The 15051-nt window shown below is 48.1% G+C and carries 13 protein-coding genes and 1 riboswitch; of the genes, 9 read left to right on the top strand and 4 right to left on the bottom strand.

Annotated elements, in window-relative coordinates; all coding sequences use genetic code 11:
* The first annotated feature begins 134 nt into the window (after positions 1 to 134).
* The 5 genes from RBH76_03135 to RBH76_03115 all read left to right on the top strand — a co-directional run bounded on the left by RBH76_03135 (position 135) and on the right by RBH76_03115 (position 4498).
* Positions 135 to 1460 carry an amino acid carrier protein gene (locus RBH76_03135; protein WMJ85190.1) on the top strand — a complete coding sequence of 442 codons (1326 nt, stop codon included), beginning with the start codon at positions 135 to 137 and terminating at the stop codon, positions 1458 to 1460.
* Positions 1461 to 1511: 51 nt separating this feature from the next.
* Positions 1512 to 1582: riboswitch (Fluoride riboswitch) on the top strand.
* Positions 1583 to 1634: 52 nt separating this feature from the next.
* A complete protein-coding gene (locus RBH76_03130; protein WMJ84434.1) occupies positions 1635 to 2822 on the top strand; it encodes a cation:proton antiporter in 1188 nt (395 codons plus the stop codon).
* A 150-nt stretch (positions 2823 to 2972) separates the two neighbouring features.
* Complete coding sequence (locus RBH76_03125) at positions 2973 to 3212, top strand: heavy-metal-associated domain-containing protein (protein ID WMJ84433.1); 240 nt, start codon at positions 2973 to 2975, stop codon at positions 3210 to 3212.
* 12 nt (positions 3213 to 3224) lie between these two features.
* Positions 3225 to 3365 (top strand): hypothetical protein, encoded by a 141-nt coding sequence (locus RBH76_03120; protein WMJ84432.1) that lies wholly within the window; start codon positions 3225 to 3227, stop codon positions 3363 to 3365.
* Between the two features lie 260 nt (positions 3366 to 3625).
* The gene (locus RBH76_03115; protein ID WMJ84431.1) at positions 3626 to 4498 is read left to right on the top strand and encodes a hypothetical protein; all 873 of its coding nucleotides are present in this window, start codon (positions 3626 to 3628) and stop codon (positions 4496 to 4498) included.
* A 103-nt stretch (positions 4499 to 4601) separates the two neighbouring features.
* On the opposite strand, the gene hisE is transcribed toward RBH76_03115, so the two are convergent.
* Positions 4602 to 4928 (bottom strand): phosphoribosyl-ATP diphosphatase, encoded by a 327-nt coding sequence (gene hisE / locus RBH76_03110; protein WMJ84430.1) that lies wholly within the window; start codon positions 4926 to 4928, stop codon positions 4602 to 4604.
* A 171-nt stretch (positions 4929 to 5099) separates the two neighbouring features.
* Here hisE and RBH76_03105 point away from each other — a divergent pair, with 171 nt between their 5' ends.
* Positions 5100 to 6425 (top strand): thymidine phosphorylase, encoded by a 1326-nt coding sequence (locus tag RBH76_03105; protein WMJ84429.1) that lies wholly within the window; start codon positions 5100 to 5102, stop codon positions 6423 to 6425.
* A gap of 86 nt (positions 6426 to 6511) precedes the next feature.
* Here RBH76_03105 and RBH76_03100 read toward each other — a convergent pair whose 3' ends face one another.
* Positions 6512 to 7378, bottom strand: a complete 867-nt coding sequence (locus RBH76_03100; protein ID WMJ84428.1) for a DMT family transporter — start codon at positions 7376 to 7378, stop codon at positions 6512 to 6514.
* A 495-nt stretch (positions 7379 to 7873) separates the two neighbouring features.
* Between RBH76_03100 and RBH76_03095 the strand changes: the two genes are divergently transcribed.
* The 3 genes from RBH76_03095 to RBH76_03085 are packed head-to-tail and all read left to right on the top strand — an operon-like array spanning position 7874 to position 11878.
* Positions 7874 to 9280, top strand: a complete 1407-nt coding sequence (locus RBH76_03095; protein ID WMJ84427.1) for an MBOAT family O-acyltransferase — start codon at positions 7874 to 7876, stop codon at positions 9278 to 9280.
* A 25-nt stretch (positions 9281 to 9305) separates the two neighbouring features.
* Complete coding sequence (locus tag RBH76_03090; GenBank protein WMJ84426.1) at positions 9306 to 10874, top strand: DHHW family protein; 1569 nt, start codon at positions 9306 to 9308, stop codon at positions 10872 to 10874.
* On the top strand, positions 10871 to 11878 hold the full coding sequence (locus RBH76_03085; GenBank protein ID WMJ84425.1) for a hypothetical protein: 1008 nt from the start codon (positions 10871 to 10873) through the stop codon (positions 11876 to 11878). Before RBH76_03090 ends, RBH76_03085 begins: the two co-directional genes overlap by 4 nt.
* A gap of 104 nt (positions 11879 to 11982) precedes the next feature.
* On the opposite strand, the gene RBH76_03080 is transcribed toward RBH76_03085, so the two are convergent.
* On the bottom strand, positions 11983 to 13341 hold the full coding sequence (locus tag RBH76_03080) for an ABC transporter permease (GenBank protein ID WMJ84424.1): 1359 nt from the start codon (positions 13339 to 13341) through the stop codon (positions 11983 to 11985).
* Positions 13328 to 15037: a hypothetical protein gene (locus RBH76_03075; protein ID WMJ84423.1), complete on the bottom strand. Its 1710-nt coding sequence runs from the start codon at positions 15035 to 15037 to the stop codon at positions 13328 to 13330. Before RBH76_03075 ends, RBH76_03080 begins: the two co-directional genes overlap by 14 nt.
* Between the last annotated feature and the right edge of the window lie 14 nt (positions 15038 to 15051).

The raw sequence follows: 15051 nt of genomic DNA, 5'->3' as shown, positions 1-15051 counted from the left end.
AACTCTCCTTAAATACAGAGACCCGCTTAAAATGGCGGGTCTCTGTTATTTTGCTATCTTATAACATTATTACCCGGCATGATTCGCTGTCATTGGGAATAGCCTGTTTAAAGGAGGGGATACCATTGACCGACATGCTGCTTGAACGCGCCGCCGGCACCCTGTGGGGGCCGTTTACCATGGTTATAATTTTGGGGCTGGGCGGATATCTAACAGTAAAAACTCAATTTTTCTCACTCAGAAGCATGCCACAGGCATTTAAAAACATCTTTGGCAATCTTGGTGTCAAACGTCAAGAAAAGCGTGATGTTTCCGCTTTTATGGCGATGAGTACTGCGCTTGGGGCCACAATGGGCACCGGAAATATCGTCGGTGTTGCCACCGCCATCGTGGCGGGCGGGCCCGGCGCAGTAGTATGGATGCAGCTTGCTGCTCTCGCCGGTATGATGATCAAGTTTGCCGAAGTGGCGCTGGCTGTTAAATATAAACGGCAGGGTGCGGGTCCGATGGGCTATCTGCACGCGTTGGGCAAATGGGGCGGTGTGTTGGCCGCTTTGTTTGCCGTTAGTTGTGTTGCGGCTTCACTTGGCACAGGGAATATGACACAGTCCAACTCTGCGGCGCAGGCGCTAGCGTATTTTTCGGTTTCGCCCATTCTATGCGCTGTCGCGCTGGGATTGTTCACCTGGGTGGCCACCGGTAAGGGAGTCAGAGGCATTATGATATTATCAGCCTGGATTGTACCGGTTATTACGGTCGGTTACCTACTGTTGTCAATGGTGGCGGTATGGCAGGGTAGATCACAACTGCCCGATGCAGTCGGTGCTATGTTTTCGCAGGCCTTTGGTCTGCGGGCTGCCGCGGGCGGAACTATCGGCCATACAGCGCGCAGCGCAATGCGGTTCGGGTTGGCTCGGGGCGTGTTTTCTAACGAGGCCGGGATGGGTTCCAGCCCCATCGCGCATTCGCAGTCAAATTGCAGTGACCCGGTGACTCAGGGCATGTGGGGCATTTTAGAGGTGTTTATAGATACCACACTTTCCTGCACACTGACGGCGCTCGTGTTGCTGACAGCCCAGAGTGGACAGCTACTTTATGGTGCGCATGACGGTGCGGCGTTGGCCATCCGTTGCTTTTCGGCACTGTTGGGTGGGCACTGGGGAGCAATGGTGGCAGTATTCATTGCGCTTTTTGGTGTGACATCGGTGTGCGGATGGTATACATATGGCAAAACAGCACTGCAATACCTGTTGCCAAAATCTTACGTCGCACCAAAGCTTTACCGTCTTCTATATGCGCTTGGGGTATCGCTTGGCGCATTGTGGAGCGTGCGCAGAATCTGGTTGTTAAGCGACCTGTTAACTGGATTGATGATGATATTCAACATGCTGGGACTGCTATTTTTCGCGCGCGAGGTACATCAACTGGTGCGCGTTTATGATCAAAGGCGGAAAAACTGATAAAAAAATTTTAACATTTGCTTGCGCCGTAACCTGTGCTGTGTTATGATAACAACCATTGGGAATGAAGTTCTCCCTTGGTTCAACCAAAACCGCTTTAAGCTGATGACTTCTGCGATTTTTTGCGCAGAAACAATCAGCTTTTTATTTTGCTTTTATTTAAGGAGAAAACTGATGCTAACCAGTCTTGCACTCATTTTCTTGTTGGGCTTATTGTTCGGCGTTCTATTCGAGCGCCTGAAGCTACCGCCTCTTTTGGGCATGATAGTGACCGGTATGATATTGGGGCCGCATGCGTTTAATTTGCTGGATCAGTCTATTTTGAACATCTCTGCGGAGCTACGCCAGCTTGCGCTGGTCATCATCCTGACAAGGGCGGGGTTATCGCTCGACGTGGCGGATTTAAAGCGGGTAGGCCGACCGGCGGTTTTAATGTGTTTTGTACCTGCTAGCTTGGAAATAATTGGTGTGATAATTATTGCGCCCATCATTTTAGGGGTTACGCAGTTGCAGGCAGCCATTATGGGCAGTGTACTCGCAGCCGTTTCACCCGCGGTTATTGTCCCGCGCATGATAACCATTATGGCGGAGGGTTATGGCAAAAAGCACAGTATTCCACAGCTTATCTTGGCTGGAGCTTCGGTGGATGACGTCTTTGTCATCGTGTTGTTTACAGCATTCATTTCGCTGGCAGCAGGGGGGGATTTTTCCGCAGCCGGTTTTGCTGAGATACCCGTTTCCATTGTCTTGGGCATTATTGTTGGCGCAGTGTGTGGTCTATTGCTCATGACATTTTTCAAACGGTTTAAAATACGCAACTCCATTAAGGTGCTGATAATGCTTAGCATCTCCTTTTTGCTTATAGAATGTCAAAACCGGTTGGAGGGGATTCTGCCGATGTCCGGTCTACTGGCTATTATGAGCTTGGGCATCGCGCTATATCAAAAATGCCCGGATTTATCCGAGCAGTTGGCGTCAAAATATAACAAGCTGTGGCTTGCTGCCCAGATTTTGCTATTTGTACTGGTTGGCGCAACAGTGGATTTAAGATATGTAAAAATGCAGGGTTATGCGGCGGTAATCATCGTGCTAGGCGCGTTGCTTTTCCGCATACTGGGTGTATGGCTTTGTCTGATTAAAACCGGGCTCCCTTTGCGGGAAAAATATTTTTGTATGCTGGCATATACGCCGAAAGCGACGGTGCAAGCCGCCATTGGTGCTATTCCGCTTTCAATGGGGCTAGCTGGCGGGCAGCAAGTTTTGACCGTGGCGGTGCTGTCTATTTTAATCACAGCGCCGCTTGGAGCAATGGCAATCGACCGGCTATACAAAAAATTACTAAAGCAAGATGGCGACACCTGAAAAGAGGCAGAATAAGCATCTAGGATACTGCCAATCGTTCGTTCTGGTAGTTCACTTGAAAACTTAATAAAAAATCATCTTTAGACCGTATAAGCACTTTGCTTTCATAAAAAGAGTGCAGTTGACAATACTATGGGCGAGGTGATTTTGATGTCAAAAGCAAGTGCGTATTTTAACGTAACCAACGTCAACGGCAAACATGATGTTAAGCAGCTCAAACGTGAGCTTGATACATTCAGAGGGGTAATTTCGGTCAGTGTCAATGACCGTACTGAGTGTATTGCTGTCGATTTTGATACAACCGGCGTCAGATCGGACCAGCTCGCAAAAAAGATTGAAACGCTGGGCTATGAAATTACCGGCAGCATTGTCGAAGACCATATCATGTAGGGAGGGGATACCATGTCAAAGCCAAATGCCAAAGGCCCGGCAGAGATCGTTTCTAAAGAAGAAGAAAAGGCTGCCTTGAACCAAAACAACACCCAGCCCATGAGCGACCACAATGTAAAAAAAGAAGCGCTTGGCCCCAACACCAGGCGGTGAGTATACCGAAGTTATAATGACAGGTACAGCAATATGGGCGCAGGCAGTGATGTCTGCGCCCTCGCTCTTGTTTTGTTTGCAGCCGAGCGATAAGATTACTGAAAGTAGGCCTCTAGTCGATATTTTTGCCCTTTTTTAGCGTGATCGTACAGTAAACGGCCTTTTTGGGGTGGAGCTGGTCTCATTTAAATCAACAAGGTTAAATTTGCATATTTTGCCTTGTTTTGAGCCAACACTAATACAGGTCAGGAGGCACAAACATGAAACAGGGACGTTCTGCAATCATGCAGTTTTTTATCGCGTTTTTAATAGGAATACTGGTGTTGGCCATCCCATTTTCGTTTGCCCTGTTTCGCTTTGCAGGCAACAGGATGGCGATTCATTCTCAACCGGAAAGCTACTACCCACAGAGCAGCGACGCCATCACCATCAGCGTGGCGCTGCGCGAAAATGCCAAGGAAAAGCCCAATTGCATTCTGCTTTGTAGGATTGACCCGCTATCTAACGCGGTCAGAATAGCTGTTATTCCCCCCGAGACAATGGTGGAGGACGCCGGAAAATTTGATGCGGTGGCCAGTGTTTGGAAAAGGGAGGGGGCCGCACGCGCCGAGGCCGCACTTGAAAATGCGCTTTCGGTGGAGAGCGACCGCTGGATGGATTTGACCTCCGACAGTCTTTTAAAGCTGGGCGATGTGGTTGGTGCCATTGATTTTACGCTCGACGCGTCACTGTCGACAGAGAACGGATTGTCGGCTTTGCCACAGGGGCGGCAAATTATCGACGGACGTAGGGCGGCCCTTTTGATCAACTATCAAGGTTACGCTGCGGGTGAGCGGGATCGACTAAAGATGGTGGGAGATCTCACTGAACAGATGCTGTTACAGCGCATGCCGCTGATGACCGAATCGCTGTTGGTCAAAGCGTTTGAAACAGCGGTGAACAACGGATCTTCGAACATGGCGGTTGGCGATTTTGAGTCGCGCCGTCGAGCACTGACACATATGATGTCGCGTTCGCTGACAGTGGAAATATTGCCGGTAAAGGGCGAATATAACCAAGGGAAAAATACTTTTTTACCTTCGGCAGAAACGCAAGATATATTGTCTAAGACATTTCACAAAAAAATAACGTGAATGAAGTTAAGTAATTTAAGGCAATGATGTTGGATTAAATAAGCGGGACGTTAAAAAGCGGCGCACAGATTTCTGTGTGCCGCTTAAGCTCTTAGCCGATGGACTAACTGTTATGGTCGCTTATGTGAAATTCTTTAAGATTGCCGATTTTCAGGCGGCGCTGCTCTAGTATATCCGTTACCTGCTCTAAAGGAATATCCTGCTCCGCCATCAGCACCAGCAGGTGATAGAGCAAATCGCATATCTCATTGGAGGTTTCGCTATTATCGCCGTTTTTTGCTGCGATAATAACCTCAGACGCTTCTTCACCGACTTTTTTCAAAATTTTATCAGTACCTTTTTCGAATAAATAACAGGTATATGAGCCCTCCTGCGGCTGTGCCTTACGCATGTTGATAACTTCAAACAGCCCAGCGATAGTATCGTTCATGTGCTTTAAGCTCCTTTAACGAGATATTTTTATCAGTATAGCAAAAAAAATTGGCAATTAAAAGAGCGCAGTATTCAAAACAACACTTAATAAATCATCTGGAAAAATTTCTGTAGGTACGGTATACTGTTAATAAGACCACAAAACATACACCTGTCTGGGGGATTTATTATGAGGATGTACGATGTCATTCACAAAAAGCGCGACGGCGGGGCGTTGACTCGCGAGGAGTTAAAATTCTTTGTCGAGGGTGTTACCGATGGCAGCATACCGGACTATCAGACCTCAGCACTGATGATGGCAGTCTATTTTCAGAAGATGGACCGACGCGAAACCGCTGATCTCACCGACTTGATGGCGCATTCGGGCGATATGGTCGACCTGTCACCGATAGAAGGTTTTAAGGTGGATAAGCATTCCACCGGTGGCGTGGGGGATAAAACCACGTTGATTGCGGCGCCCATTGTCGCGGCATGTGGGGTGCGGGTGGCGAAGATGTCGGGACGCGGGCTGGGCCACACCGGCGGTACGGTTGACAAACTCGAGTCGATTCCGGGTTTTTGCACGGCACTTTCAACTGAGCAATTTTTTGACGTGGTACGCAAAACCGGCGTTGCGGTAGTGGGACAGACCGGAAATTTGGCTCCCGCTGATAAAAAGCTTTATGCGCTACGGGATGTGACCGCCACGGTGGAGAATATCTCGTTGATTGCCGCTTCGATTATGAGCAAGAAACTGGCTTCTGGCGCAAACGGCATTGTGCTCGACGTTAAAACCGGTAGCGGTGCGTTCATGAAAACTGTTTCAGATTCGATTGCGCTGGCTGAGGAGATGGTGTCTATCGGCGAGCACACCGGACGAAAAACCGCCGCGTTAATCACTGATATGGATTGTCCGTTGGGCTTTGCCATCGGAAATACATTGGAGGTTATCGAGGCGGTGGAAACGCTTCGCGGTCACGGGCCTGAGGATTTGACGACGGTATCGCTGGAACTTGCGGCCAATATGCTCTATTTGGGCGGCAGGGGGGATATCGCTTATTGCCGCGCACTAGTTCAGGAGGCTCTTTCCAGTGGAAAAGCGTTTGAGACATTGTGCGCTATGGTGGAGGCGCAGGGCGGCGACAGTGCTGCTCTGAGGGATACATCGCTATTTAAAAAAGCCAATGTGGCTCATACCATTAAAACGCAGCGCGCAGGCTATGTTACCGCGATGAACACCGAAGAAATTGGCAACACCTCGGTGCTATTGGGGGCAGGACGCGAAACGAAAGAGAGCACCATCGATTTTGCTGCGGGCATCATGCTGCACGCCAAATCCGGCCAATGGGTTGAAGCGGGCGCACCACTCGCCACTGTTTATACCGACCGTTCCGACGCACTGGGGCTTGCTGAAGAACGGCTGTTGGAGGCGTTTAAAGTTGACAGTGCACCACCTGCCAAAAGGCCGCTCATATTTGCACGCGTCACCCTTGACGGTGTGGAATATTATGAATGACCATAACACTTACATTCTATAAAAATAGCTCAAGCGCCGCCGTTATAAACAGTGGCGCTTGCTCAGTTAAGAGGCAGAAAACAAAGTTAAAGTGTTTTTGCTGGTTCGCGTTTTGCATTATCCACACACCAAAAAGCCAACGTAGCGATGACAACAATACCGCCTACAATAGCGGGCAACCCAGGTATTTCATGCAGGAACAAGGCGACCCAAACTGGGTTGAATATGGGCTCAAGCATGCAGATGAGCGAAACAGCGATAGGCGGGCAATAACGAGTGCCAACTGCAAATAACGTGTAGGGAATCCCAAGCTGGAACAAACCCAGAAACAAAATAGCACCAACCGAGGTCAAAGACAGCTGCGGCGGAAAAACAAACACAAATGGCAGACCGATCAGCGCACTGAACAGATGCCCCAACAAGACGCCGCTCATACTCTCGTGTAGCGAGTCAGAGCCGCAAGCAGATACAAAGGCTGAAGCCAACATCACGGCCGAAAGAAGCGCCAAAATGTTGCCAAGAATTCCGCCGGGCGATAACTCATCGAAGAAGAACAGTGCCACGCCGGCCATTACAATAGCGACCACCGTTGCATCACGCTTTGTAATGCGCTCATGATTAAACAGAGCGCAAAACAGCAATACAAAAATGGGATTTGCCGATTGTAACACAATAGCGTTGGCGGCTGTGGTCAGCTTGTTCGCTGCCACAAACAAAGAGCAGGTGCTACCCAGAAAAAAGCCGGTGAGCAGTGTCCGTCGGTTGATGATTGGACAGGCGTAACCCGATTTACATAGTGCCACCCACAAAACACTGGCGGCTATGGCGCTGCGAAAGCCGCCAAGCACCATAGCATTCCAACTGATAAGCTTTATAAATAACCCACCCGTGCTCCACAGACAAGCACATACGACCAGACTTAATATGCCTTTTTTTTGCGAAGAAATCAACAAGATACACCGACTCCTTTTCACAATTACAACAGCACTATTTTAACCCGGCTTTGGCAGGTTTGCAAACAAAATCTAGAAAGAATGCAACAATGTTCAAAATATGTATAAAAACTGTTCCTTTTTGCGGGAATTTGCGGTATAATAACCGCAAAGCAGCTATTACATCGAGGATGCCCAGTGGCTTTCCGCCAAACACGGCAACTGCCTTTTGATGGACAATTGTACCACTGCGCAGCTTGCGTTTGTGGTATAATCCAAAAAGTAGTCATTACACCGATGGTGACCAATAGTTTGGGCTGCAAAGAATTAATGCTGTTCATGTCATTTTCATGAATAAGGTACCCCAAACAGCTTTTGTCGGCTTGCCTTTTTTGGCGGCTGATTGTTTTTACGGATGACCCTTGCTGCGGTGGCTACGTCGTGGCGGTTAATCGTTTTGCTTTGGCGTCATAACGGTGCTATCTGAAGAAAAGCGTAAGAGGAGAAACATCTTACATGGTTTTTGCTGATCTAGTTTTTTTGTATCTTTTTCTACCTGCAAATTTGATTTTGTATTACATATCAAAAAACCGCACCTACCGGAATCTGGTGTTGGTGTTGTTTTCACTGTTTTTTTATGCGTGGGGCGAGCCGATCTGGATCGTCCTTTTACTGTTTTCCGCAACAGTGGATTATATACATGGGCTGATTATAGAACAGCAACGCCAAAAGATTGGCGCAAAGCTGGCGGTAGTTTCTTCGTTGGTGATCAACTTGGCGCTTTTGGCCAGCTTTAAATATAGCGGTCTGATTGTAGTGACGGTGAACAATTTGTTCGGTACTGCGTTCACACCGCCATCCTTCGCGCTGCCGATCGGTATTTCATTTTATACTTTTCAGACGATTTCTTATACAATAGATGTTTATCGGGGCGATGCCGAGCCCCAACACAATTTCGGTAAGTTTTTGCTGTTTGTTTCGCTTTATCATCAGTTGGTGGCGGGGCCGATTGTGCGCTACAACGAAATTAGTGAGCGTATTGAAGAGCGTCACGAAAGCTGGGCGGAGTTTTCATCCGGCATCAATCGCTTTTTGATTGGTCTTACCAAGAAAACGCTGGTGGCCAATACGGCTGGCAAATTAGCTATCCCTTATCTCGAGGGGAATATTGCATCGCTTTCGGTGCTGGGTGCATGGTTTGGCATCATACTTTACGCACTGCAGATCTATTATGATTTTTCAGGATATTCGGATATGGCGATTGGGCTGGGCCATATGTTTGGCTTCCGCCATCCTGAGAATTTCCGTTACCCTTACATATCACGCTCGGCCACAGAGTTTTGGCGCAGGTGGCATGTGTCTCTGGGACGTTTTTTCAGGGATTATCTCTATATACCGCTTGGTGGAAACCGTCGGCATATGATATTCAATCTGTTAATTACATGGCTTGCAACCGGCTTGTGGCATGGCGCATCGTGGAATTTTGTGCTGTGGGGCGGTTATTATGGCGTACTAATATTAATAGAGCGCCTATTTTTGCTCAATCTGCTGGAACGCTTGCCGCGCTTTATTTCGCACCTATATTTTGTAATCCTGATGTTGTTTGGCTGGGTACTATTTAATTATATTAACCTGTCGGATGCCTTCTTATATATGGGCAGAATGATTGGGCTGAATGGTGCGCCGCTTTATGATCTTTCGGTCTGGCTTGACATCAGCAGCAATGGAATATGGTTTTTCCTCTCCATTCTGTTCAGCTTGCCGGTGACGGTTTTGCTTGAATGCATTTGGGAACGTGTTCCAAAGTTGCACCAAAACCGGCTGGGATGGGTGCGCCCTGTATTCAATATTATTTTACTGATAGTGGGAACCGCACTGCTTGTGGGGCAGAGTTATAACCCCTTTATGTATTTCAGATTCTAAATTCTGCGCGTAGGAGTATCACTTGATGAATAAGAAGAATGAAAAACGAGGATTCCCTATATTGCCGGCATTTAATGTGCTGCTAATCACCGTTATCCTTGCAGCGGTGGGCACAGTTTCGGTTTTGTATGGTAATCGCCCGACCGTGTCAGAAATAGAAAAGCGCGAATTGGCACCGCTGCCTGCGTTTTCGCTTTCTTCTTTGTTACACGGACAATACACCAAGCAGCTTTCAACTTATTTTGCCGATACCTTTCCCGCGCGGGAGAACCTTATGCATTTGGCCGGCGCGATTCGAGAACACAGAGGTTTTCGCTTTAACGAGGTTTGGTTCTACGATACTTCGGAGCAGAAATCTTCTATAGATTCAAATCTTCCCTTGCTGCCGGAACATTCGGCGGCTCCTGTAGTTTTACCGGCAGCTTCTTCGGGGCCTGAAGAGACACAGGGTGCTGAAGTTCAAGAAGTTCTGCCATCTGAAGAAAGTTCAGAAGGTACAAATGTTGTAAATCGAGCGGACATTGCCCCGCCAGCAGCTGCGGCAAGTGACCCTACTATGCCGTTTTTGCCTGTTGACGAAGTTGGAGGTGTGGATTCTGTTGACGAGGGTGTCCGAATGGGTGCAATATTCATCTACAAGGACATCGGATACACCATCTTTGGCGGCAGTAACCGGATGGGACAGTGGTATGCACAGGTGCTTAATACTTATCAGAATGTGCTCGGCGATCATATTAAACTTTATAATCTCGTGGTTCCTTCTTCGATTGAATTTAATTTGCCCGAGCAATTTCAAAGTGTTACGACACCACAGAAGTCCCGACTGGAGAACATTGCGGCCTCGCTTGATCCGGCTATCACTTGGGTAGATGTATATGAGATGCTTTCACAGCACAAGGACGAATATTTGTACTATCGTACCGATCATCATTGGAGCACTTTGGGCGCATACTATGCTTATGCTGAGTTTGCCAAGGCAGCTGGTTTTGAGCCGGTACCGCTTGAGAAAATGGAAAAGCGGACGCTGGATAATTTTTTGGGGACGCTTTATTCACAGACGCAAAACTCCAGAATGGCCAGTAGGCCCGATCATGTGGATTATTACATCATGCCAACGGCTTATAAATGTTATCAGTACCGAAAGGGTTCGCCCGAAACCGCTATCAGAATTTCGCTCTATGGCGAATATGCCCAAAGCTATAATTCTTATTCGGTGTTTATGCACGGTGATTTCCCTGTGACGGTTATTGATACTGAAATAAAGAATGGTCGACGCATCGCTGTGGTTAAAGAATCCTTTGGTAACGCGTTTATTCCGTTTTTGGTGAATCATTATGAAACGGTTGTGGTGATTGACCAGCGTTATCTAGAAAAAAGCTTTTACGACGTGCTTAATGAGTTTAACGTCAATGAGCTGTTGTTTATCAATAACATCGCTGCGGCACATACCGCAGTCAGAATTCAGGAGCTTGCCTCGTTGCCAAGCCGTACCTATGTTCCGCCAGAGTCGGAGGCTGAACCGGAGGATATGACCCGGGTAGAAGATCAGCAGCAGGCACAATCGGCAACCGGGCAGCAGCAGGAGAAATCATGAAAAAACGGTTGGCTTTTCTGTGTATGATACTGATGCTGTGCCTGCTGGGCGGGTGCGGCAAGGATGAGTACGCAGAAATAGGGAAAGAGGTTCGTATATTGACCTTGGCGGTTAAGACGGATATCTCTTCTCATGGGCAGGCCGGTGTGGATTGTTTCGCCAAAAAGGTACGTCAAATTTCCGGCGGACAGCTGATTGTCAAAGTGGTGGAGAGCGACGATTTGCTTGGCTCACTCGACAATGGCTGTGAACTAATTTTTGCCCCTACGACGGAGCTTGTGCGGGCAAACGGTAACTTTAACTCTTATATTTCACCATTCTATTTTTATGACTATAAGCATCTGACCTTAACGCTGAATTCCAAGAACTTTTATGATATCATAAGAGAGAAGAACCTTAGCTTGATGAACGCAATGCCGATAGGCGCTTTTTACGATGGAAATAGCGTGATTCTCTCATCGCGTGATAAGCTATTTGATACCGTTGACCAGTTCCAGGACAGTACAGTCAACATTTTGGAGGATCCGGTGCTTGCCGAAGTGCTCAAGGCGGTCGGCGCCACGGTTAAGGAGCGCAGCAGCGAATATCTGTTGTTGAACTTTGGACGCAATCGTGATAATGCGGTTATGGAATGTGATACATTGGCCCTCGAAGAACTGAGTGCTCCTAAGGAAAACTCCCAATTCTCGGTATGCAAAAGCTTTCATCGTGCGCGGGTAAACTGGTTGGTACTGTCTCAACCAGCAAAGGAATTATTGACCTCTTTTGAACAAGCGGTTCTTACCGAGGCGGTGGCCTATTCTATTGCGGCGAATGATGAGTTGGTTTTGCAGCAGGAACAAAGGGGCTTCGATTATGTTAAAGGCTTGGGTGCGGAGATCAGTGTTCCAAACTATGGTGAATTCAGCGAAGCCGCTGATAAGGCGTTACGTGCTTCAATTCGCTATCAAAGCCTTTGGGATTGGGATCAGCATATCGAAATTCGCAATCTAGCGGGCGGTTAAATGGCCGTACCATACCTTGTACCATACGCAAAATATAGTTTTAAAAGGCCCTGATGTAGACTTTTGTCCGCATCAGGGCCTTTTAAAACTATAAACAATACATACTATTCTTGTTTAATGGCGGTTAGAGCCGAAATTTTAACAGCGCGGTTGGCCGGGTAGTAGCCAGAGAGAATGCCGATAAGGGTTGAAAATACCAGAGCCAGCATAACAAGCCACGGTGTGATGATGAACATCTGCGCTGGGCCGTCGCCTCTGCCGAAAATGTCTGTGCCGAAACTAATGCTCAGGCCCATGTAATTGACCAGGTAAGCAATAGAGCCACTTAAAACAATACCTACGATACCGCCGAGCAGGCCGATGCAACCGGCTTCCATAAGAAACAGGGTGCGGATATCCTTGACGTGACAGCCGACTACCTTCATAACGCCAATTTCGCGGGTGCGCTCATACACACTCATTAGCATGGTGTTGATGATGCCCAGCGATGCGACAAAAAGCGAAACGCCTGCGATCATCCCAAGGAAAATCTGAGTTTTTTTGGTCTGCTCAACCATTGGTTTGCGGATGCTTTCCATCGACCAGGTGTCAAAGCCCATATCGTCAATGGCGGTCTGCACCGTATCGACGTAATTAATATCGGTGACCTTAACCTTGGTCTCTTCATAGCCGTTATTGTTGTTTCTGTCCACTTTAATCTTGTTGGCCTTCATGTAGTCGGCCTCCATCTTTTTTAAATCGGTAATGGACATAAACATGCCGCGTGAGGTCTCATAGCCGCGTTGCCAATCCTCTTTCATTACGGCAGTGACCTTGGGCTTATATTCGATCTTTTTTGCGCTTTCGCTTTCCTGTTGCAGACGGATGAGCAGCTTGCTTTCCAACATATTGACAAACGGATCGGAGATGTTACCAAAGCGGTCGGGGTAGGGGTCCACGCGGTTATTGCCGCGCTTTTTTCGAGTATCCTGAAGGTTGTAGGCGCCGTATTGCCCCATGACAATGGAATATGGCGCTGCAAACGCATCCTCCCATGTGCCCTCCATTAGCTCATAACCCAGAAGGGGAAGGGCGTCAGGATATACACCGATGACGTTGTAAAAATAGGTCATATATCGCTCGTTTTTACCAGCGAAGAGCTGCGCACTTAGATTTTGGGGACGATAAAGCGGTGTTGCGGTCAAAACGCCGGGCATTGATCTGATTTTCTCGACCATGGCGTCGTCCATGATCACTTTGTTGCCCAATTTATCGGTCTGACCATAACTATATACCTCAATGATGGTCAAGTCGCCCATCTGTGCCAGCTGCTCTTCCTGATTGGCTTTCATACCGAGGCCTACCGCAATCATCAGCACAACGGCGCAGGTGCCCGCGACCACGCCGATCAAGGTCAGCAAGGTACGGTATTTGCGCCTGATCAGATTACGTAGGCACATCTGGATGATATCAAAGGTCTTCATCTAAATAGATACTCCTCTTGGCTTTGGCCTTCTGGATGGTCACATAGGCACTCATAGCACAGACGATGAGACCGACGACAATTTTGACGGGTCGAACGGGGTCGTTCTCCGGCTCGGTATTCGTCGGCTCGGCTGGCTCGTTGGGGTCAAAGCCATCGGGAAATTCCGGCTCCATCGGCTCGCCACCCCACATGTCCTCAACAGTGACATTAAAGACCGAGATCATTTCCTTGGGATTCATGTTGGCATCCTCATAAGTGACGACGATTTCGCCGCTGTAATCGCCGGGCTCGAGATATTGCAACGAAAAGTCTGCGCTTGACTCAGTACCGGCGTTTAGATTGCCGATGTATTGAGTTTGACCCGGGTTTTTGAGGCCGTCGCCACGGACAAAAGCGGTGAGGTTATAAACCCCGCTACGCCCTTTGTTGACCATCGGCACCGAGATATAAAAATCCTCGCCAATATAGGCGGCGTCGTCTGACTCGGGAACGCCTAACTCGAACCGATCAGGAAAATCTACTGGCAGGGTAATGCTTTCGTTGGAGGTGCCCGATTCTAGTTTTTTAACGTCGGTTCCGGCGTACTGGTATGTAAATTTCATGTCAATGGAGTTGGCGTCGTCGTCGTCGGTTACTTTGGTCAGTCCAGCCTTTAGCGTAATTTCACGTTCTATTACACTACCAGCTTGAAGCTGATTGATAAAGAAGGTGTTTGACGAGCTGGCCATTGAGAACACACCCATCGGTGAGATGTTCATGACGATGTTGACAAGGGAGTTTGTAGTGCTGGTATTGCGAAGCCTCAGCTTTAAGGTAAATTCATCGCCCGCCGTCACGCTGTTGCCGCCGTAGGAGTAGCTATCTACGATGATGTAGGGGACGGGGGAGTCGGAGTCATTATCGTCATCATCGTCATCGTCATCGTCTTTATACTCTTCGGTATATGGAATCGTGGTGGTGCAATCCAGTGTGCGCAAGGAATCGCTGTCGGTGCGGTATGCTAATGTGAAGGACAGACTATTGCCGGTGCCGGTGTATTTAAGCGGTAAAGTAATTTTAAAGGTAAATTTGCCGCTTGCGGGATTGGGGACACGCTCTATGATAAGTCGATCTTTAGCAGTGCTTAATAACGAAAAAGAGGCGTTGGAGTTGTAGCCAGTGAGGTAGGGGAGAGTGTCGGATGCCACCTCGGAATCCTCTACATTGTAGTCGACTATTTGAAAAGTGGGGTTAATGGCTTGGTTTTTTGTTATTTTTCGCTTGGTAAAATCGAGCAGAGTGATGTTGTTTGAGCTGACGGTTGTGTCGCTGTCGTCATCAACAACGTTGAACGTGCAGTATTGATCAGGAGTCCAGCCATCGTACGCACTACTACGTGTAATGGTAATACCGTTCCAAATAACGTAGCTTTGGCTACCGAGATTATAATAGATGGTCTGGTCATCGTATTTTGGATCGACCGCGCTACTCGGGCCGCTGAGTTTTAGCACCATACTTCCAGGGTTAGGTTCTTCTACCCACAGCCTGTAACCACTGCCAATCGGCAACGCCGAGTTAGGATATCCGCTAATTGAAAGGCCGTGGTTTTCCACATTGACGGCCTCTTTACTGACGGCTAACGCCGTTGCGGGCAGCATAGCCGCCACCATCATTACCACAACCAGTAAACAAAACAGTCTTTTTATCATATTCAAGCGTGTTCTCTCCT

This window comes from Oscillospiraceae bacterium MB24-C1 (genome assembly GCA_030913685.1).
GTDB lineage: Bacteria > Bacillota > Clostridia > Oscillospirales > Ruminococcaceae > Yanshouia.
This window is presented reverse-complemented; position numbering and strand designations above follow the sequence as displayed.